22 protein-coding genes are annotated in these 20,417 nt (G+C 45.2%); 9 read left to right on the top strand and 13 right to left on the bottom strand.

The window, feature by feature from the left end; translation table 11 throughout:
* Positions 1 to 112 precede the first annotated feature (112 nt).
* The 3 genes from QUB51_RS27340 to QUB51_RS27330 all read right to left on the bottom strand — a co-directional run bounded on the left by QUB51_RS27340 (position 113) and on the right by QUB51_RS27330 (position 3,728).
* Entirely contained in the window at positions 113 to 820 is a 708-nt protein-coding gene (locus QUB51_RS27340) for an SDR family oxidoreductase (RefSeq protein WP_333055228.1), read from the bottom strand.
* A 184-nt stretch (positions 821 to 1,004) separates the two neighbouring features.
* A complete protein-coding gene (locus tag QUB51_RS27335) occupies positions 1,005 to 2,414 on the bottom strand; it encodes an NYN domain-containing protein (protein WP_333055226.1) in 1,410 nt (469 codons plus the stop codon).
* A gap of 42 nt (positions 2,415 to 2,456) precedes the next feature.
* The gene (locus QUB51_RS27330; protein WP_333263177.1) at positions 2,457 to 3,728 is read right to left on the bottom strand and encodes an APC family permease; all 1,272 of its coding nucleotides are present in this window, start codon (positions 3,726 to 3,728) and stop codon (positions 2,457 to 2,459) included.
* Positions 3,729 to 4,076: 348 nt separating this feature from the next.
* On the opposite strand from QUB51_RS27330, the gene QUB51_RS27325 reads away from it, so the two are divergent.
* From QUB51_RS27325 to pstB (QUB51_RS27310), 4 genes are all read left to right on the top strand, one after another.
* Positions 4,077 to 5,087 carry a PstS family phosphate ABC transporter substrate-binding protein gene (locus QUB51_RS27325; protein ID WP_333233301.1) on the top strand — a complete coding sequence of 337 codons (1,011 nt, stop codon included), beginning with the start codon at positions 4,077 to 4,079 and terminating at the stop codon, positions 5,085 to 5,087.
* Between the two features lie 170 nt (positions 5,088 to 5,257).
* On the top strand, positions 5,258 to 6,187 hold the full coding sequence (gene pstC, locus QUB51_RS27320; protein WP_333055221.1) for a phosphate ABC transporter permease subunit PstC: 930 nt from the start codon (positions 5,258 to 5,260) through the stop codon (positions 6,185 to 6,187).
* A 223-nt stretch (positions 6,188 to 6,410) separates the two neighbouring features.
* Complete coding sequence (pstA, locus tag QUB51_RS27315) at positions 6,411 to 7,406, top strand: phosphate ABC transporter permease PstA (RefSeq protein ID WP_333263180.1); 996 nt, start codon at positions 6,411 to 6,413, stop codon at positions 7,404 to 7,406.
* Positions 7,400 to 8,203, top strand: coding sequence for a phosphate ABC transporter ATP-binding protein PstB (pstB, locus tag QUB51_RS27310; protein ID WP_333055219.1), 804 nt, complete (start codon positions 7,400 to 7,402; stop codon positions 8,201 to 8,203). Before pstA (QUB51_RS27315) ends, pstB (QUB51_RS27310) begins: the two co-directional genes overlap by 7 nt.
* Before the next feature lie 52 nt (positions 8,204 to 8,255).
* On the opposite strand, the gene pstB (QUB51_RS27305) is transcribed toward pstB (QUB51_RS27310), so the two are convergent.
* The 3 genes from pstB (QUB51_RS27305) to QUB51_RS27295 all read right to left on the bottom strand — a co-directional run bounded on the left by pstB (QUB51_RS27305) (position 8,256) and on the right by QUB51_RS27295 (position 13,072).
* Positions 8,256 to 9,071, bottom strand: coding sequence for a phosphate ABC transporter ATP-binding protein PstB (pstB, locus tag QUB51_RS27305; RefSeq protein ID WP_333055218.1), 816 nt, complete (start codon positions 9,069 to 9,071; stop codon positions 8,256 to 8,258).
* Between the two features lie 162 nt (positions 9,072 to 9,233).
* The gene (gene pstA, locus QUB51_RS27300) at positions 9,234 to 11,156 is read right to left on the bottom strand and encodes a phosphate ABC transporter permease PstA (protein WP_333055217.1); all 1,923 of its coding nucleotides are present in this window, start codon (positions 11,154 to 11,156) and stop codon (positions 9,234 to 9,236) included.
* A 482-nt stretch (positions 11,157 to 11,638) separates the two neighbouring features.
* Complete coding sequence (locus QUB51_RS27295) at positions 11,639 to 13,072, bottom strand: IS1/IS1595 family N-terminal zinc-binding domain-containing protein (RefSeq protein WP_333212307.1); 1,434 nt, start codon at positions 13,070 to 13,072, stop codon at positions 11,639 to 11,641.
* A gap of 184 nt (positions 13,073 to 13,256) precedes the next feature.
* On the opposite strand from QUB51_RS27295, the gene QUB51_RS27290 reads away from it, so the two are divergent.
* From QUB51_RS27290 to QUB51_RS27285, 3 genes are all read left to right on the top strand, one after another.
* Positions 13,257 to 14,765, top strand: coding sequence for a UbiD family decarboxylase (locus QUB51_RS27290; protein ID WP_333055214.1), 1,509 nt, complete (start codon positions 13,257 to 13,259; stop codon positions 14,763 to 14,765).
* A 252-nt stretch (positions 14,766 to 15,017) separates the two neighbouring features.
* On the top strand, positions 15,018 to 15,218 hold the full coding sequence (locus QUB51_RS30505) for a DUF6888 family protein (RefSeq protein ID WP_445243058.1): 201 nt from the start codon (positions 15,018 to 15,020) through the stop codon (positions 15,216 to 15,218).
* A gap of 16 nt (positions 15,219 to 15,234) precedes the next feature.
* Positions 15,235 to 15,717: a DUF6887 family protein gene (locus QUB51_RS27285; protein WP_333212305.1), complete on the top strand. Its 483-nt coding sequence runs from the start codon at positions 15,235 to 15,237 to the stop codon at positions 15,715 to 15,717.
* A 136-nt stretch (positions 15,718 to 15,853) separates the two neighbouring features.
* On the opposite strand, the gene QUB51_RS27280 is transcribed toward QUB51_RS27285, so the two are convergent.
* The 4 genes from QUB51_RS27280 to QUB51_RS27265 are packed head-to-tail and all read right to left on the bottom strand — an operon-like array spanning position 15,854 to position 16,765.
* Positions 15,854 to 16,066: a helix-turn-helix transcriptional regulator gene (locus QUB51_RS27280; protein WP_333198561.1), complete on the bottom strand. Its 213-nt coding sequence runs from the start codon at positions 16,064 to 16,066 to the stop codon at positions 15,854 to 15,856.
* 20 nt (positions 16,067 to 16,086) lie between these two features.
* Positions 16,087 to 16,299, bottom strand: a complete 213-nt coding sequence (locus QUB51_RS27275) for a helix-turn-helix transcriptional regulator (protein ID WP_333212303.1) — start codon at positions 16,297 to 16,299, stop codon at positions 16,087 to 16,089.
* A gap of 20 nt (positions 16,300 to 16,319) precedes the next feature.
* Positions 16,320 to 16,532, bottom strand: coding sequence for a helix-turn-helix transcriptional regulator (locus tag QUB51_RS27270; RefSeq protein WP_333125004.1), 213 nt, complete (start codon positions 16,530 to 16,532; stop codon positions 16,320 to 16,322).
* Positions 16,533 to 16,552: 20 nt separating this feature from the next.
* Entirely contained in the window at positions 16,553 to 16,765 is a 213-nt protein-coding gene (locus tag QUB51_RS27265) for a helix-turn-helix transcriptional regulator (protein WP_333212301.1), read from the bottom strand.
* Positions 16,766 to 16,889: 124 nt separating this feature from the next.
* Between QUB51_RS27265 and QUB51_RS27260 the strand changes: the two genes are divergently transcribed.
* Together QUB51_RS27260 and QUB51_RS27255 are read left to right on the top strand one after the other, a co-directional pair.
* Positions 16,890 to 17,132: a hypothetical protein gene (locus tag QUB51_RS27260; protein WP_333212299.1), complete on the top strand. Its 243-nt coding sequence runs from the start codon at positions 16,890 to 16,892 to the stop codon at positions 17,130 to 17,132.
* Between the two features lie 157 nt (positions 17,133 to 17,289).
* Complete coding sequence (locus QUB51_RS27255; protein ID WP_333263183.1) at positions 17,290 to 18,075, top strand: DUF4058 family protein; 786 nt, start codon at positions 17,290 to 17,292, stop codon at positions 18,073 to 18,075.
* 129 nt (positions 18,076 to 18,204) lie between these two features.
* Here QUB51_RS27255 and QUB51_RS27250 read toward each other — a convergent pair whose 3' ends face one another.
* The 3 genes from QUB51_RS27250 to QUB51_RS27240 all read right to left on the bottom strand — a co-directional run.
* The gene (locus QUB51_RS27250) at positions 18,205 to 18,903 is read right to left on the bottom strand and encodes an energy-coupling factor ABC transporter ATP-binding protein (RefSeq protein ID WP_445251574.1); all 699 of its coding nucleotides are present in this window, start codon (positions 18,901 to 18,903) and stop codon (positions 18,205 to 18,207) included.
* On the bottom strand, positions 18,900 to 19,169 hold the full coding sequence (locus QUB51_RS27245) for a hypothetical protein (RefSeq protein ID WP_190663726.1): 270 nt from the start codon (positions 19,167 to 19,169) through the stop codon (positions 18,900 to 18,902). Before QUB51_RS27245 ends, QUB51_RS27250 begins: the two co-directional genes overlap by 4 nt.
* 388 nt (positions 19,170 to 19,557) lie before the next feature.
* The coding region (locus QUB51_RS27240) for a calcium-binding protein (RefSeq protein WP_333212295.1) at positions 19,558 to 20,417 on the bottom strand (860 nt) is incomplete at its 5' end.

The raw sequence follows: 20,417 nt of genomic DNA, 5'->3' as shown, positions 1-20,417 counted from the left end.
AAATCGAAAATCGAAAATCCTCAAGAAAGAGCATTGATCCGTGGGGTCGCCTCTCAAATCGAAAATCGAAAATCGAAAATCGAAAATCGAAAATCGATTGACTCCTCAATAGCTAAAAGAACAAATGACTTTCCGGCTGAATATTAATCTCCATCGGCACAGCTTGCGGGTCAGCCGAAAGAGCAAACATAATCGCATTTGCAGCAGTTTCGGTACTCAGCATTTTTGACCTGTCTACCTTCAAACTGACATTATCCCAAAAGGGAGAATCCACCCCGCCAAAATAGAATAGCGTAAACTTAATGCCGTAGCGCCGCAGCTCATCTGCCATGCACTTGCTGAAACCAACTACCCCAAACTTTGAAGCGCAATAAGCCGTTCCCATCGCCATCGAATGCTTGCCCAAAATCCCGATGACATTGCAAATGTGACCGGATTTGCGCTCTTTCATCACATTCGCCGCTGCTTGAGACGTGTAAAAACTGCCTTTTAAGTTTAAGTCAAGCATTGCATCTAAATCAGCGGGTTCTAACTTGTTCCACTGCTTGAGAATTCCGGCACCGGCGGCGTTTATGAGGGCATCAATTTGTCCAAAATGTTCCAGAGTTGTCTGCATCAACGTCTCGACTTGTGGCAAATCGGTGATATCTGTGGGCACGCACAGTACCTCTGTTGCCGAAAGTTCGCTAGCTAAAGTGTCTAATTTACTGCTGTCTCTGGCGGCGAGCACTAGCCTCGCACCCGCATCAGCGAGTTTGCGGGCCACTGCTGAACCGATGCCGCCAGTCGCACCCACCACAACCACAACTTTGTCCTGCATATCCCTTTACATTTCTTTACGTCCAGATTGTATGATAACTCAAGTTGCTAGTAATGGGGATGTTGATATAGCAATCCTTGCAGGAGTCGTAAATTTTTGACCCCACCCCAACCCTCCCCTTATCAAGGGGAGGGAGTAAGAAATTCACAAATTATTTAGGATGGCTATATATTTTAATTTTTAATTAATTGAGAGAAACTTGCCAGCCTTTTTCGGCTTTTTTTAGCTGGAGAGAAGCGCAGGATTGCAAAAATTTAGTGAATTTCTTACCCAAATTAAAATCTTTAATTATTTGGGTAATTTGTTTGCCGTATTGTCGGTGAAATTCACTACCAACATTGGAGAGAAATACAGAATTTTCAGGAGAGTTGTCGGTTAAGTCGCCAACGATTTTGACAAGAGCTCTTTCTAAGTCTTCGAGAGAATTAATATCGGTCAAAGTTGCAGGTGCTGGCTGGTGGTTATTCAGATTTTCTTGGTTAAGTATTGGCGGTGGGGGCGATAATCTTACTTCAAAAAGAGTGACATAAGTTTGAGAAGTTTCTGAGGGTTTGTGGAGGACAAAATCGGTGGGATATTTGACAAATATATCCCTGGTTTTAGTACCAAGCAAATGATGGGCAACAACTTGATTGAGGACTAAGCCGTAATTTTCCTTAAATAAAGCTGAAACTGTAGAAAGTTTTATCCACTGAGTTGAGGTACGCTTTTGCTCTTTTTTGATTAATTCTTTGAGCTGAATAACTAATTGTTCTAGGGGGGTTATTTCCGGTGTGGTTACTAGGGAATGGGTTTCCAATTGTCCGGTTTTGCTGTTTAAAACTAGGATTTTATCTATTTGTTTGCGGACTTGAAATACGGTTAGTCCGTGGGCTTGCAGTGTGTTGCTGAGGTGAGTGAGGGCGCGATCGGACGAACAGACAAAAATCTCCTTGGCTGTGGGATAATGTACGAAAATCGATGCCCCGACTGTAGCCATTTTTAAGTCGGCGCTGTCTTTGCCGGGGGGGACGTGAATTAGTTGATAGCCACGCTGGTGAAATTCGGCATCTTTTTTGCCCATGCTGCGCCAGTTGGCAAAGGCAACTTTGATTTGGATGGGATAGTGGCAAATTCCCTCTAAAAATTTTTCGGTTTCGATGGTGAGTTGCAAGTTTTCGACATCTAGCAGCAAGATAGCAATGCCGCTAGGAAGCGGGGCTGGTTGATTGGCTGTTGAAGTTGGAGGTTCTGACGAAACTGAGTTTTGTGATTTAGCTGGTGCTGTTTGAGATTGGGCTAGCTGCTGAATTTTGGCACATAATTTACTGAATTGAGGTGAATTAACGAATTCTGGAATCAGCAGAATTTGTAGGTATTTTTTCGCACTCAGCACCAGGGAATCTGTATCGCTGGCTACTGTGAAACTTTTTGTCAATTTTCCAATCAAAACTGACTGAAAATCAGGTTTGGCCCAGGGGGTTTTCCTGTATTTTTCAGTTATCCATTCGGGATGCTTTTCCTGAATGGTAATTAGGGTTTGAGCTATATAGCGACTGATGGCGCTGAATGCGAGAGATTCTTGAGTCGCAAGCTCGGAGGTTCGATCGGGCATGGCCCTCTACAATGCGGGATGCTGTTTCAATTTATCACAATTCTAGTTTTTCGCCGGGAGTCGGACGATCGCCCGCCAAATTAAACCGGCGACAATTAATGCCAATCCTGTCAGCCAAATTTGCCTCTCCACCCAAAAAGCCAGAAACAGACAATTCCCCAAACCCACCCAAGCCAACCACTGCGGATAAAGTCTTTCGGCGGGGGAAAGTTGCAGGGCGGCGAGGTTGGTGATAGCGTAATATATCAAAATGCTAAAAGCACTGAATGACCAAGTGGTTTTGACATCGCCGACGAGGATTAAAAGTGCGATCGTAACTTCCACAACCACCACAGCCACGTAGGGAGTTGTCCCCTCTGGATTCAGCCGCGCCAAGACTCTGGGCATATCCAAGCGCCGCCCCATCGCCAGCCAGATGCGCGACAGCCCTAAAATTAAGTTCAGCAAGACTCCCAACATAGCGGTAATTGCGCCGACGGCTAGCAGTTGAGAAACTCCCGGAATTCGGAAACTGCGGGCGATGACTTCCAAGGGTGCAGTCGTGCCGCCTGGTTGTAAAGACAATTTATCGGCTCCCCCCGCGCCCGCGACAACTACTGCTACCCCGACGTAAAGCAGCATTGTCAGCACCAAAGTGAAAATTATGGCTTTGGGAATGGTTTCCCTCGGTTCCCGCACTTCCTCGCTCATTGTGGCGATGCGGGCGTAACCGCTATAAGCGACAAACATCAGGGCGGTGGCCTGGAAGATGGAGCCGATCGAGCTATGATTCTGTACGGTGGCCATTTCCCACCTTACCTCTGGCAAACCGACAGCAACAAACACCGCTAAGGATAGGAGTGTAACTGAGACTATGGCAGTATTGGCAATATTCGATCGCCTAATTCCCGTCAATACAATTAAAGTGATGGCGGCGAGGGCGACTAAAGCTGTTAGGATCAGGTAAGTGCGATCGGCTACACCAACTGCATTTAAAAAATACCCCGCAAAACCCAAAGCAGCAGTAGCCGCAGAAGCCGTTTTCGCCAACAAAAACATCCAGCCGGCAGTGAAACCCAGCCAAGGATTGAGATATTTGTAGCCATATTCATAAGTACCGCCGCTAACAGGATGATTTGCCGCTAATTGAGCGCTGTTAAGGCCATTGCACACAGCAACAAAAGCTGCAATACCTACAGCCAAAATCACTCCCTGCCCAGCAACTTCCGCCGCAATGCCGATACTCACAAATACTCCGGTACCGAGGATTGAGCCCAGGCCCATGAGAGTTGCGCCGAAAACACCTAACTCTCGCTTCAGAAGTGGTGAAGACATTTTTGCAAAAAACCTTACAAAGTTTTCAAGACGATCGCAAATAGCACATTAGACATCTCCAATAATTCTTGTGGAACAGGCAGGATGCCTGTTCAAAACTGGCTTTTCTGGAGATGCCTCTTTAAAAAAACAATTGTCGCTGCCGTTTCTAGTTTAAGCTTTTTCCCGATCAATTTTATAGTCATCAAAAGATTGGTTCAACAGTCCATTATCTCAGTTGGTGGGAAAAATTTAAACTGTTCATAATCTAAATTAATTCAAAATTTAAAGATCGACTGTTATCCTCCTATAGGATTCGCTGCTCATCATACTTAACGCACAGGATCAAATTATATGGCGCTCAATTTGATGAAATTTAAGCTTAACGGCTGGACAATAGCCGGTGCATCGGCATTTGTAGCTGCGGCGATCGGTATGTCAGTCCCAGCGATTCAGGCTCAAGGACAAAGAATAATTAAAATCGACGGTTCCAGCACAGTCTACCCGATTACCGAAGCTGTCGCCGAAGAGTTCCAAAAAACCAACAGAGGCATACAAGTTACCGTGGGCGTCTCCGGTACGGGTGGGGGCTTCAAAAAATTCTGCCGCGGTGAAACTGACATTTCCAACGCTTCCCGACCGATTTTGAAAGCGGAGATACAGGCCTGCGCTCAAGCTGGGATTAGATATATAGAACTCCCCGTGGCTTATGACGCTCTGACAGTGGTGGTTAACAACCAAAATACCTGGGCGCAAAACTTGACAGTTGCCGAACTCAAGAAAATGTGGGAACCCGGAGCTCAGGGTAAAATCAATAACTGGAACCAAATTCGGGCAGGATTTCCCAACGCACCCCTGAAGCTTTTTGGTGCTGGTACGGCTTCTGGAACTTTTGACTATTTTACTGAAGCGATCGTCGGTAAATCTAAATCTAGCCGGGGCGACTACACTGCCAGCGAAGACGACAACGTGTTAGTCAACGGTGTTTCTCGCGACAAAAATGCCATAGGTTACTTTGGCTACGCTTATTACGAAGCAAATAAGGGCAAGCTCAAATCAGTGGCAATTAATGGTGGTAGAGGACCTGTATTGCCTTCTGCACAGACAGTGCAAAATGGCTCTTATCAACCGCTATCCCGTCCTCTGTTCATCTACGTTAATGCCAAGTCGGCAGATAAACCGGAAGTGAAGCAGTTTGTCGAATACTATATCAAGAACGGTGCTAAACTAGCGCGCGATGTCAAGTACGTAGCTCTACCTCCACAGGCTTATACAACTGCTATGGGTCATTTTACCAAGCGTCGTGTAGGCACTATTTTCGGTGGCGAAGAAGCTGTAGGTTTGACGATTGAGGAAATGTTGAAGCGCGAAGCCAGATAGCAAGTTTATCGGTATTTATTTAGTCAGCAGTCATTAGTTACTGGCGTAAATCCCGATCGTGGCGCTGCATTTACTTACAAAAATTATATCAATATTTCGGGGTGCCAATCCGAGAGTCACTACTAATGACCGATCGCTAATGACTAATAACCAATAACTCTTGATAACTAATGGCTCAAAAATCACTGAAATTATCCAAACAAGCCGCGTTTTCCCCAAAGCTAGTGAGGGATTTGCGCGAAGGTGCGATCGCTTTTTTGCTGTTCCTCGCAGCCTTTTCCTCAGTAGTAACTACTTTCGCTATTCTTTACATCCTAGTTTCGGAGTCCTTGGGTTTCTTCCAACAAGTTTCTTTGGTGGAATTTCTCACGAGTACAGAATGGACTCCCCTATTTTCCGAGCCTCGCTACGGGATTTTGCCCCTAGTTTCGGGTACTTTGGTAATTGCGGGAGTTTCAATGATGGTGGCAATTCCTATGGGTACAATCATTGCGATTTACCTGAGCGAATTTGCTGACAGTCGGGTGCGCGAGGTGATGAAGCCAGCGTTGGAATTGCTGGCGGGAGTTCCCACAGTAATCTACGGTTACTTTGCCTTCTTATTTGTAACCCCGATGTTGCAAATAGTGCTGCCGGATTTACCGGGATTCAATATGTTGAGCGCTGGATTGGTGGTGGGTATTATGATTGTACCCTTCATTAGTTCGATCGGCGAAGATGCAATGCGAGCTGTGCCAGTATATCTCAAGGAAGGCGCTTATGCAATGGGAGCAACACGATTTCAAACAGCAACGTCGGTAGTTTTTCCCGCTGCACTTTCGGGAATTTCTGCTTCTTACATTTTGGCAATTTCTCGCGCTGTGGGCCTTACAATGGTCCCCGCGATCGCCTCTGGTTTGCAGCCGAGTTATACCTGGAATCCAATGGAACCCGGTGCTACAATTGCTTCTTATATCGTGCAAGTTAGTCTCGGCGACTTGCCGCACGCCAGCTTAGAGTATCAAACAATTTTTGTGGCGGGGCTTACCCTAGTGTTGATGACTTTGATATTTAACATAATTGGGCATTTTCTGAGCAAGCGTTACAGGGAAATCTACTAATACTAAGTAAGGGTAATACCCATTTTTGGTGAGTTTCCATACAATCAGATCCCCCCTAACCCCCCTTAGTAAGGGGGGGACAAGATTCTTCTCTCCGCCCTTAATAAGGGGGGATTCTTCTCAAAGTCAACCCCTACTCCCCTTATTAAGGGGGATTTAGGGGGATCTAGCTATGTGAAACTACCCATTAAATTGGTATAAAAAGAAAGTTTTAAGGCTTGAGTTGACTAAACACAAGAATCAAAACTCCTCACCAATTACTAATCATCAATTGCCAATTACTAACTCCCAAAATATGGCCGTAAAAAATATACAGGAAATCCGAAAAATAATTGCAAAAGCTAAGCTGTGGGACAGCATTTTCGCTGCGATCGGCTTATTGTTGATGCTAGTAGGCGTGGTTGTCCTGTTAGCATTAATCATTGATTTGGCGATCGATGGTTTACCGCGTCTTTCCTGGCAATTCTTGACATCGTTCCCATCCCGTCGCGCGGAAGATGCAGGCGTACTGTCTGCTTGGGTAGGCTCGGCTTTAGTAATGTTAGTAACAGCTTTAGCCGCGGTTCCCTTGGGTATTGCGTCGGGTATTTACTTGGAAGAGTACGCCCGGAAAAATTGGGTTGCTGATTTTATCGAAATTAATGTCACTAATTTAGCAGGCGTTCCTTCAATTGTTTATGGACTTTTAGCTTTAGGTTTCTTTGTATATCAATTAAACTTGGGTCAGAGCATTCTCACTGCTGGTTTGACTTTAGCACTGCTGATTTTACCAGTAGTAATTGTTACTACTCGCGAGGCACTGAGGGCTATTCCTAATGAGATCAGGGAAGCTTCCTACGCCACAGGCGCTACCAAGTGGCAAACGATTTCGGATCACGTTTTGCCATACTCCGCTGGCAGTATTATGACAGGAGTAATTGTGGGGTTGTCAAGGGCGATCGGAGAAACAGCACCTCTAATTACAATTGGAGCCCTCACCTTTATTGCCTTTTTGCCAGACTCTCCCCTGCAAGCCGAATTTCCCTATGTTTCGTTTAAATGGCTGATGTCACCCTTCACAGTCATGCCCATGCAAATGTTCAACTGGGTATCGCGCCCGCAACCGGAATTTCAAAACAACGCTGCCGCAGCAGGCCTGATAATACTGGCGATGACTTTGGCAATGAATGGCTTGGCAATTTATCTCCGCTATATTTTCCGCAAAAACATCAAATGGTAAAAAAAATCACAACCAACTCTTCGTCTTCAACTACCGTTAAGGCAAAAGCTGAAGTCAGAAACCTGAATTTTTTCTACGGTTCAACTCAGGCACTGAAAAATATCAACCTAGTTGTTGATGATAAAAAAGTGACCGCGCTAATTGGCCCGTCTGGCTGTGGCAAAACTACGCTGCTGCGGTGTTTTAATAGGATGCACGACCTCTATCCCGGCAATCGTTACGAAGGGGAAATCTTGCTGGACTCCGATGAGATTAATATCCTCAGCCGCAAGGTAGATCCCATCGAAGTTCGGATGCGGATTAGCATGGTATTTCAAAAGCCAAATCCTTTCCCGAAGTCAGTCTATGAAAATGTAGTCTACGGGTTGCGGGTGCGGGGTCAAACGAAGCGCAGCGTCATGGATGAAAAAGTCGAAAAAGCTCTGCGGGGCGCGGCTTTGTGGAATGAAGTAAAAGACAGATTAAATGATTTGGCGTTTAATCTTTCGGGAGGCCAACAGCAGCGGTTGTGCATTGCTAGAGCTCTCGCAACCGAACCTGAGATAATTTTATTTGACGAACCAACTTCTGCCCTAGACCCGATCGCAACTTCCAGCATTGAAGCTTTAATTGCCGAGTTGAAAGAACAAGTAACAATTCTAATTGTTACTCACAATATGCAGCAAGCCGCACGGGTTTCTGACTATACAGCTTTCATGTATTTAGGTGAAATGGTCGAGTTTAATCAAACTAAGACTATTTTTAACAATCCTGCCAAGCAGCAAACTCAAGAATATGTAGAAGGTCGATTTGGATAATCTATAACTCAAGTAAGGTGCGTTACAACTAGATATAACGCACCCTAACTTTTTAACTAATTACACTCTCTATGCGGCTGTAAGTGCTCACATAATCACAAGTCGCTTTATGTTGAGGATTCAGGAAAATAGAAGGAGCTGAAGCATACTCTACAAGCTCGCCGACTCGCCTTCCTTCTTGAATCTTGATATTAAAAAAAGCAACAAGGTCAGCCACTCTTGAAGCCTGCTGTAAATTGTGCGTGACTATAACAATTGTGTAATGCTTCTTCAGCCTGTTAATTAATTCTTCTATGCGTAAAGTTGAAATTGGATCAAGCGCTGAACAAGGTTCATCCATCAAAATTACCTCTGGTTGCAGTGCTAAGGCTCTAGCAATGCAAAGTCGCTGCTGCTGGCCGCCTGATAAAGTCATAGCATTTTTATTAAGCAGATCTTTTACTTCGTCCCACAGCGCTGCTTGACGGAGAGCATCTTCGACAAGCTCGTCAATATTTCCCCGATAGCCATTGACGCGAAGTCCCAAAGCAATGTTCTCGTAAATAGATTTGGGGAATGGATTAGGTTTTTGAAAGACCATACCGATCCTGCGGCAAACTTCTATTAGATTGAACTCTGTGATGTCTCGATCGTAAAAAGTAATTTTTCCGGTTATTTTAGCGCATTTAACTAAGTCGTTAATGCGGTTAAAACAGCGCAGCAGAGTCGTTTTTCCGCAGCTAGAAGGGCCGATAAATCCTGTAACTTGATTTTTGTAAATTTCCATATTGATTCCTTCTAGGGCTAAAATGTCATTGTAGGATACCGATAGTTGCTGGACTCGCAAAATAGCTTCTAGGGGTGTTGGCAATTCAAAATCTGTTTGCATAGGTACAAAGAAACTGGGTATTGGCGATTGGGAATTGCAGATAGGGGGTGTAAGGAAGAAGCAATAATTTATCCCTTACACTCCTAATCCTTGATTTTTAGGTTTACAGGTGCGGAATTTTAGTGGTACTTTGGCGGGAATTGCTAATTGCTTTTTGATATTTTATGCTTGTTTTTTGCTACAGCTATCTCGCAATATTATAGCTAAAATATTCATCACGAATAGAATGCCAATTAGCAAGATAATTGCTGCTGCCGCATTTTGTTGGAAATCGGCTTGAGGTCGAGAAACCCAGTTAAATATTTGAACTGGTAGAGCGGTAAAAGGACTGCGTAACCCCTCCAGAGATAAAGCGGGCGTAAAGGTAATAAAAGCAGATGCACCTACCGCAATTAGCGGGGCTGTTTCACCAATTGCACGGGAAAGGGATAAAAAAATTCCCGTTAAAATACCGGGCATTGCAGATGGCAGGACTAGATGCCACAAAACCTGCCACCGAGTCATTCCTGTAGCGGTGCCTCCTTCCCGCAAGCTATGGGAAACGGCGCGCAGTGCTGAACGAGTCGCTATAATTATGGTGGGTAAAGCGATTACGGATAGGGTGAGGGACGCAGAAAGTAAACTGTACTTGCCAGTTAAAAATCCTAATCCGTGAACAAATATTCCCAGCCCTAGCAAGCCATAAATAATAGAGGGCATTGCTGCTAAATTTGCAATATTAATTTCAAGGAATTGGCTAAATAGATTATTGGGGACATATTCTTCGAGATAAATGGCTGCTCCTACTCCAATGGGAGTAGCGAAAATTGCAGTTAATCCCAGCAACCAAAAAGTTCCCGCTAAGGCTACGTAAATTCCTGCTTCTTCGGGGTTTCTGGAAGCAAATGACGTGATAAATTGCCAGTTAAGGCGCGAGAGACCATCTTGAGACACATCAAATAATAAAAGCCCTAGAACGGTTATTAAAACCAAAGGTGGAATAACTGTGAGAATTATGAAAATTCGATCTAGGAAGTGACGTTTGGTGAAATCAGGCTGAAAAATGTGAGTAAATTTCGGTATTTTTTGAGGGGAGTATTGAGCGATATCTGACCGAGAATTAATAGCTAAATGTTCTTGATTTACCTCCGGGCTGCCAATTGGGACTTCTAACATTAAATCGCGGTGACGCCGGACAAGCAAGTGACTCAGTGTGTTGAGGATCGAGGTCATCAAAAATATGACCGTCCCTACTGTGAAAATAGTGTGAAATTCTAGAGAATTTATAGGTATATCGCCCAAACTTACTTGAATTATAAAAGCAGTCATTGTCGATACTGCTTCTAGCGGATTCAGAGCAAATTGGGGATTTTGTCCTGCTGCAATGGAGGCGATCAGGGTTTCTCCCAAACAGCGAGAAGCTGCTAATGTAAAGGAGGCAATGATGCCTGGAAATGCGACTGGTAAAATTATTTTAGTGATAATTTCTGGTTTTGTAAAACCTAAAGCATAAGCTGCTTCCTGTAATCGTTTTGGGACATTTTGAATAGCGTCTTCACTCATAGAAGATACAATAGGTGCAATCATTATGCCAGTGACTAAACCTGCGCTTAAAGGGCTAAACCCGGCTAGATTGGGGATAAGTTTTTGCAGCAGCGGGGTAACAAATAACAGAGCAAAATAGCCATAGACTACAGTGGGGATGCCCGATAGAGTTTCTATAAAGGGTTTGAGCAGATAACGCACTCTATGGGGAGCGTATTCGCTGAGGTAGATGGCAGTGAGGAAGCCAACAGGCACGGCAACAGTCATGGCGATCGCCGTTGTCAACAATGTGCCGCTGGCAAGTACCATAATACCAAAGGTTTTATTGGGAAAAAGCGGCGTCCACTGCGTATCTGTCAAAAATCTCCACAAAGGTACTTCTTGGAAGAAAATTGCTGTTTCATAAATCAGGACAGTAATAATCCCTAGGGTGATGAATGCGGGAATACATCCGAGTATTCCCAATAGAGCGTGTAAAGCATATTCTTTCCACATAGCTGAGGTTAAATTGCGCTGCCAAAGCTTAGACTCAGGTGGCAGATGCGAAGGGGCAGTTTTCATTTAAACCTGGGCTTTTGATTGTTGGCGATCGAGAGTGTATTGAGACTTTGAAAATAATTAATTTTTCGTGCTAGTTAGTGATGGAGTAATTGTTATTCAGTAATTGAGTCGCTCCAAACTGACTCAAAAAATCCGCTTTAAAAACTAATAACTAAGGATTGCTAGTAGATGGTTATTTAAAATAACTGATGTCCTCTGATAATTTATCACAATAGCTAATCAAAAATGGTTAAAAATAGGTAAGCAATTCGATAACAGAGGGTTAAAGCCTCGGACTGGTTGCAAGAAAAGTGGGCCGCCCGATTAAAACCTGAGAGGCGAAAAGTTGTCTGTTTGACCTTAATCTTGAATACGATCGCCAGGGAGTACATGAGCGTAGTCCAAGAGCAAGCGTTACCGAAGCACCTTGGCGACTGCTATAGCTTGTAAGGTACGTCCAAGGGCACCTTACCCTCACAATTTATGACTTTTGAGTCATATATTTAATCCGTAACTTTGGCGATCGCCACTTGATGCTCCTTACCCTTTTTCTGAACTTTGAATTTTTGGCATGACTGCAAAAAATCGTGAAAATTGCTACCCAAATGCAGCGATTGCAGCTTTTTAGTAATTGGTTGACCGTATTGCTTGTGAAATTCGGTGGCTACCTGGTTAATGCCAATGTAATTGCCTGGAGATTTAGCAGTTAATGCCAATACAATATTTGCTATAGATGCTTCCAGGGCGGCTGAGGACTGTGTTTTTGAAGATGCTGCTGCTTTTGGAGCGATCGCCACTTGATGTTCGTTACCGAGCAATTCCATTTTGAAAACAGACGGACGCGATTTAAAAAAATTAATTAGACTAGAATCCGGCAAAAAATTTTTCACAATTAAATCGGCATGACACTGATATTTAGTATAAAATTGTTTCTTGATTGTTGTGACGGGAATAGCATTTTGTTTTAAATCAACTATCGCTTTCGCAATCATTGCTACAAGTATCTTTTCTAAAGCATCCAGCGAATGAATCCCAATTGAATTGACTGACTTGGTTTCGGGAACTTTTTGGGATTCAATATCTAGATCCACGACAAGAGGAGTTATACACTCTTTAGTCCCAGAAGAAATTTTGTCTTCTGCTGACTCCGACAGTGCAGCAGGGGAAGTTGTAGAAGGGAAAACAATAGTGTGGCGCTCTTGAAAAAGCTCAGCCACACTAGAAAAACGAGCGATCCGCTCATCAATAGATTTGTGTTCAGCCTTCAACAACTCTGCAACTTGATTAGCCAATTCTGCAAAACTAGGGATTTCCTCTTCCCTTTCGCAAGAATAGTGCTTGCTCTCACCATTCTGACAGTTTTCTACAGATAAAACTGAATTTTGCCGACGCACCCGAAACACAGTCACTCCCTGATTTTGCAACTGATTGCAAAGATGATTTAACAAACCGTCCGAAGAACAGACAAAAACTTGTTTTACATCCCGATATCGATATAAAATAGCCGCGCCAAAAGCAATCATTTTACCGTCAGCACTATTAGCACCGCCCGGAACGTGAATCAGTTCGTAACCGCGATCGTAAAGTTCAGCATCCAACTTGCCGATACTCGGATTTTTCCAGTTAGCAAAAGCAATTTTAACTTGCAGGGGATAGTCGCACAAATCGGCTAAGAATTGTTCTGTATTAACCTTAAGTTTCAGATTTTCGGCATCTAACAGCAAAATCGCAATCCCGCCGGACTCTGTGGTGGTTGCAGACTCGATTCCTTGCGGGATAACTTCGCTTAACCGTGTTTCCGTGCATTTGCGACTGAAAGACGGCGGACTGGGCGGGTCAAAAAAATGTTTGCGGCAAGCTTTGCAAAGATACCGCTGGTGCCCGTTGGGACGGCCGTTTTTACGAACTTCGTCAGATTCGCATCTTGGACATTTCATGTAACCCATTATGCAGCCTACTCCCCAACCCAACAAGGCATTACCTATCTTCTTCTTCCTCTTCCTTCGCGCCCTTGGCGTCTTCGCGGTTCGTTAAATACGTATCTTTTGAGCGGTTCAGGAGTAACTTGTGGCAGTCGATCGGCTCATAATAACAAAAGAACGTTAACAATTCTTAAAAAAAATGGCTAGAGACTTGCGGGGATTCCTAAAACTACTCGAAGAACGGGGACAACTGCGCCGGATTAGCGCCTTAGTCGATTCCGACCTCGAAATTGCCGAAATTTCCAACCAAATGCTGCAAAAAGGCGGCCCTGGACTGCTGTTTGAAAACGTCAAAGGGGCCGAATTCCCCGTCGCAATCAACCTGTTGGGTACGGAAGAGCGCGTTTGCTGGGCGATGAACATGGAAAAGCCGATCGAACTAGAAGAGCTCGGCAAAAAACTGGGAATGCTGCAACAGCCAAAACCGCCGAAAAAGATTTCCCAAGCGATAGAATTCGGCAAAGTCCTGTTTGACGTAGTGAAAGCCAAACCGGGGCGCGACTTTTTCCCAGCTTGTCAGCAAGTGGTAATTGAGGGAGAAGGGCTGGATTTGAACAAAATCCCGATGATTCGCCCTTATCCGGGAGATGCGGGCAAAATTATCACCCTGGGTTTGGTAATTACCAAAGATTGCGAAACGGGCACGCCGAATGTGGGGGTTTATAGGTTGCAGTTGCAGTCAAAAAACACGATGACTGTACACTGGTTATCGGTGCGGGGCGGCGCGCGGCACTTGCGGAAAGCGGCGCAGGCTGGTAAAAAGTTGGAAGTTGCGATCGCCCTGGGAGTCGATCCTTTAATCATTCTCGCCGCAGCAACCCCAATTCCTGTAGATTTATCGGAATGGTTATTTGCCGGACTTTACGGCGGTTCCGGCGTGCAATTGGCGAAGTGCAAAACCGTAGATTTGGAAGTACCGGCGGACTCGGAAATTGTGTTAGAAGGAACGATTACGCCGGGGGAAGTTCTGCCCGACGGGCCCTTCGGCGATCACATGGGTTATTACGGCGGTGTCGAAGATTCGCCGTTGGTGCGGTTCCACTGCATGACGCACCGCAAAGACCCGATTTATCTGACCACATTTAGCGGGCGGCCGCCGAAAGAAGAAGCAATGATGGCGATCGCGCTTAACCGTATTTATACCCCTATTTTGCGGCAGCAAGTATCGGAAATTGTCGATTTCTTCTTACCGATGGAAGCGCTGAGTTATAAGGCGGCAATTATCTCGATCGATAAAGCATATCCCGGTCAAGCGCGCAGGGCTGCTTTAGCATTTTGGAGTGCTTTACCGCAGTTTACTTACACTAAGTTTGTGATTGTTGTCGATAAAAGTATCAACATTCGCGACCCGCGTCAAGTAGTTTGGGCAATTAGTTCTAAAGTCGATCCGGTGCGGGATGTATTTATTCTGCCGAATACGCCTTTTGATACGTTAGATTTTGCCAGTGAAAAGATTGGTTTGGGAGGCAGAATGGGGATTGATGCTACTACGAAGATGCCGCCGGAAACGGATCACGAATGGGGGGAAGTTTTGGAGTCAGATCCGGATGTGGCGGCGATGGTAGAAAGGCGTTGGGCTGAGTATGGTTTGGCTGATTTGAATTTGGGAGAAGTCGATCCGAATTTGTTTGGTTATGAGATGAAGTAGGGGAATTAACCGTAAAATCTGACATATCGCACATCCTCGATCGACCTGTGGTGGCGGGTTTTTCCAACCCTTTATGACACAGATAGACAATCTAAAAAACCCGCCCCCACCAACTAAAAATCGCAAGCTACCTCTTTTTAATGCGATCGGGATTTACGCACTCCGACAAAGAAACCGGGTTTTTACCGAGTCTTTGCACTGTCAAGAAGTCTTCTCGAAAAAACCCGGTTTCTGGGTTCCTATGCGTAAGTTATATTATATTCAAAAGTTTGTGCCACAATTGAGGAACTTCAGATTAATCCCACTGACGAACAAGCCCAAGCCTGTCTGCGCGTCTGCCAGATGTTCTCTAGCTACTACCGAGATATTCAACTATTCCGTTTTAATGCTCAAACCACAGAAGTGTATATTTTCGTAAGTGATGATCTGCAAGTAATCGTATCTAGTAATTGACTTTGGAGGTTTTTGGATGAAACCGAACTTTGATGAAATGAGCAGATCCGAATTAAAAGCTTACGTGCTATCGCATCGGCATGATGATGAAGCGATTCAGATATTTTTTGGTCGCCGTAATCCCCCAGATTCACAAGCGACATGGTACGGGCAGATGTGTACTCCTGAAGGTGTACCCATTGAAGAAAATATTCGCATCGCTGAGGAAGCAATTAAGAAAAGAGCTGAAATCGATCGCGAAAAACAACAACAACGGGAAAAAGCACAGGAGGATCGATTACGCCAAACATTAGAACGGGAAATTGAGGCAAAACTTCGATCGCAAATTGAATTAGAAGTCGAACAGAAGTTGCAGGAAAACTTAGAAAAAGAAATTGAGGCTCTGATAAGTGCGATCGCCCAATTTTTAGCATCAACCACCAGCTTACCATCAAGACTGGCAGGGCCGATCGCACTTTTTGCAATGAAGCAAGGGATTGAAGATTTTTGCGATTTTTAGAATGGGCGATCGAATTAATGCGCTCAGGACTTATGCGCTTCGTCAGAGAAACCGGGTTTTTTGTCAAATCTGCGGACTGTAACGAACTATTCTCGAAAAAACCCGGTTTCTGACCACCCGTGCGTAAGTCCTAAGCTTAATTTTCCAAAACCTCAACCAAATCTTCCACCATCACATCGAAGACAGCAGCAAGTTTCTGCAAAGCCGTGTAGTCCACCGTTGCCATTTTGGGAGCTTGGGCGTATTTTTTAACCGTGCTGTAGGGAATTCCCGTTCTGTCAGAGACTTCTTTCAGCGTCCAACCCTTTTCCTGGGCTAGTTCTCGAACTCGCAACCGAATTAACCCCATCTTCTCGCTGACAAATCAGTTTACTGTTCCAAAATCTCAACTAAATCTTCGATCGCAATATCAAACGCACGGGCCATCTTGTCCAAAGCTGTGTAGTCAACGGTAGCCATGCCTGAAGAATTAGCATAGGTAATGATCGTGGTATATGGAATACCTGTTCTTTTGGAGACTTCTGTCATATTCCAACCCTTCTCTTGAGCAAATTCTCGAACTCGCAGCCTAATTCGTCCCATATTCCCAACGATAAATCAGCCTACTCTTCCAAAATCTCAACTAAATCTTCGATCGCAATATCGAAAGCACGAGCCATCTTGTTTAGAGCCGTATAGTCTACAGTTGCCAGTTTGGGAGAATGGGCATAACTTCTAACGGTACTGTAAGGAATGCCCGATCGCTCAGAAACTTCTTTTAATGTCCAACCCTTCTCTTCGGCTAGTTCTCGAACCCGCAATCGAATTAGACCCATCTTCCCGCTGACAAAATAGTTTACCGTTCCAAAACCTCAACCAAATCTTCCACCATCACATCGAAGACTTCAGCAAGTTTCTGCAAAGCCGTGTAGTCCACCGTTGCCAGCTTAGGAGCTTGCGCGTAATTTTTGACCGTGCTGTACGGAATACCCGTTCTCTCGGCAACTTCTTTCAGCGTCCAACTCTTCTCCTCAGCCAGTTCTCGAACTCGCAACCTAATTAACCCCATTTATGCTTGACAGAAGCTACGTCTTTGGCTTTTAATAGTTAAATACAGCGATCGCCCTCGGACCTGAGAAATCTAGAGCGATCGCCTTTCATTCACCACCCACAAAAGTGGGAAGGATTTTCCTATGATACCAAAACAATCGACATATCGCGATCGACTTCAACCTTGGTGCATAATTCGCCACCTCCCCAACTGTCAGCGGTTAACAGTCGCCCGTTTCAGCCGTCGCCCCGATGCCGAATCTTACCTCAAAGCACTGCGCCGCTTAATGCCCGCAGTCCCGCATACAATTGTTTTCGTAAATGCGGTGTCTGTGTTGGATGAAAATAGCGTTCCAATTCCGGCACAATTGTCGATCGAAGTTTAATTGTTGAAAAGTGCGAACAACAGGTAAGATGCCGGTTCCACAAACATTAAAATATGTTGTGGAACCGGCATCTTGCCCGCCCAAGAAACAGGCAAGATGCCTGTTCCACAAATATTCAACTAAACTGGAAATAGATTTGAGTCAAGGAGTCACATCAATGCCATCTCCCTTCCCCGGTATGGACCCGTATTTAGAGCATCCCGAACTCTGGCCTGCCCTACACCACTGGCTAATTATTGAAATTGCCAGATTATTATCTCCGCAATTACGTCCTAAGTATTTAGTGTCTGTAGAAGTGAGAATGTATGAAACCGCTGACGACAATTTATCAATTGGCATTCCTGATGTAAACGTAATTCAGCCAAGAACCACAACCGAATTAATAACATCAAACGTAGCCGTGGCAGCGCCACCAACCCAACCCTTGACAGTAAATATTCCCATGCCCTACCAGGTTCGGGAAGGCTATTTAGAAATTAGAGAAAGAGAAAACCAAGAACTAATCACCCTGATTGAAATCCTCTCGCCTAGCAATAAGCGCACAGGAAAAGGGCGACAAATGTATGAAGAAAAGCGAGAAGAAATTTTAGGTAGCCGCACTCATTTAATTGAAATAGATTTATTGCGGCGCGGTCAAAAAATGCCAGTTATTGGCAATGACATTGAAAGTCACTATAGCGTTTTGGTGTGTCGGGGAAATCGCCGTCCCAGAGCTGATTTGTATGCTTTTAACCTGCAAAACCCGATGCCTGCCTTTCCTTTGCCGCTGCGATCGGGCGATACCGAACCTGTCATAAACTTGCAGGAATTATTCACTCAAATTTACGACATAGCAAGTTATGACCTCAAGATAGATTATCGCAACTGGGAAGTCATACCAGCGCTGTCAGAGGCCGATACAATTTGGGCAGATGCTTGGTTGCGCGATCGAGGATTGCGGTGAATTTAGTTAGATTATATCGGGTTAATTATCACAAATACCGTAGGGGCGGGTTCACCCTAATCTACAACACAAGTGAGAAATTCAGATAAACCCGCCCCGGCCGCGACTATGACTCAAATTGCTTAACAGCTAAACATCTTGGCTTTGCATCAACCGCTGCTTCAAACGCGCCGGATCTCCCCGATCGACAACTTGGCCCTTTTCCAACAAAAAAGCCCCATCGCAGAAATTCAACTCATCCAAACGGTGAGTCACCCACAAAGCCGTAATCCCGCGATTTTTCACCAACCGCTGCACCGCCGCCACCAAATCCAACTGAGAATCAGGATCTAACAAAGCCGTCGGTTCATCTAACAGCAAAATTTCGCAGTGACGGGCGATCGCCCCAGCAAGAGCAATTCGCTGCTTCTGGCCCCCACTCAAAGCATAAATCGGCCGCCGCTGCAAATCCAGCAAATTCACAGCCTCCAAAGCCTCCGCCACCCTCTCCCGCACCTGAACGTTAGAAAGCTTTTCCTCCACCAAACCAAAAGCCACATCCGCACCCACCGTCGGCATCACCAATTGGTGATCCGGATTTTGGAACACAAAACCCACTCGCCCACTCAGGTCAATTTCCCCCGACTGGGGGTGCAGCAGCCCAGCCATCAGCCTCAACAGCGTAGACTTGCCGCTGCCGTTAGTGCCCAAAAGCATCCAAAACTCGCCCTTGGGTACATCCAGAGAGCAACCTTGCAACACTCGATCGCCCGACGGCCAGCAAAAACCCAAATCCCGCACAGCAACGGCTGACGGGCTCATATCGGCACCAACACCCCCAGCCCTCATTCTGCTGTCATCGAGACAAAGCCAGGGGATCTGCCTGTAGATGACGCCCCCGATTTCTGAGAAACCACCACCCCAGAAATCTCGCTGCTGAGTACAGCCACCTTTTTCTCAGGATTTTTCTCGCAGGTGAGTTCCAAAATTTGCGGTTGGGAGTTGCGAATCGCCGCCAGTACCTGCTGGTAAACAGTCTCAGCGTCCTCCTCCAACTTCCGCTGCACCGACAGCGAGACGGGCGTATTTTTCACAATGATGTCAATGCTGAACATTCGGTTTAAAAAAATTAACTGTAAGATCCCAATTTTAAGTATAGGTGCTGAGGAGCAGAAGAGGATGATGGGATGGAAAAGATGGGGGGATGGGGAAGATGAGGACAGTCATTCGATTTTAGATTTTAGATTTTAGATTTTGGATTGACTTGCGCGAGATCAATTCGGGGGACGCAAGGATTTTAGATTTTAGATTTTGGATTGATTTGCGCGAGATAAATCACGTGGCGGGTACCACATGAAGAAATTCGTGGTCATGGACGCAACTGGCACATGGTGATGAGTGCGATCGCCCCTCGCACAGGAAGAATACAAGTGCGATCGCCTCCTCTCAAACTCAAAGGCGATCGCGATTAATTTCACTCAAATAGAGTGGACAAAGCCCATGCTACAGAATCACAAAAGCATTTGCCGTCAAAGTGCTTTTCGCCACCCCTTGAACGATACCCAAATAACTGGAGCCGGCTTTAATTGCTGTAGAATTGACAGCAGATTGTCCATTCAGCGTCAAACTGACATCTTCAAAGGAGAGGCCGCCAAATGTACTCCCGTCGGTTAGACCAATTTTGTCGCCAGTCTTGAAGTCTGTAATCACATCTGCATCTGTTAAACTGAGCGCTGCTATCTGTCCCCCAGCTAAGACAAATGTATCGTTTCCATCGCCACCGGTGAGAAAATCTTGATGGCGATCGCCATAGAGAAAGTCATCGCCACCACCACCAGTCAGGCTATCTTTCTCTTTACCGCCCCGGATAGTATCATTGCCTTCTCCTCCGGTAATAGTATCGTTGTCATTGTTGCCTAATATATCGTCGTTGCCAGCACCACCTTCCAGGGAATCTGACTCTTTACCGCCGGATAAACTGTCATTACCCGTACCTCCGTCAATTGTATCGGCTCCTTGCATTCCGTTAACCGTATCAGCGCCGCTGGTGCCGGTAATATTATCGCTGCCAGATAGGGCTAAGATTTGTTTGCCAGTAGCCGTCGAGGGCAGTGAGAACAGCAAAATATCATCCTTACTGTCTGAGAGGTTGTAAAATAAATCCCTAACAGTGTTTGCTGATTGCCCAGTAGGATTGCCTGAGCCGGGGGCATTAATTGTTGGTGTTGCGATATCTACAGGTGTACCGAAAATCTGTGGCGATGTTCCGGTATTCAAATTACCTGTCGATGTTCCGGTATTCAAATTACCTGTCGATGTTCCGGTATTCAAATTACCTGTCGATGTTCCGGTATTCAAATTAC

It is taken from the genome of Microcoleus sp. AT8-A3 (assembly GCF_036705675.1).
GTDB lineage: Bacteria > Cyanobacteriota > Cyanobacteriia > Cyanobacteriales > Microcoleaceae > Microcoleus.
Note: the sequence above shows the minus strand (reverse complement) of the source record. Positions and strands in the feature narration are given on the sequence as shown.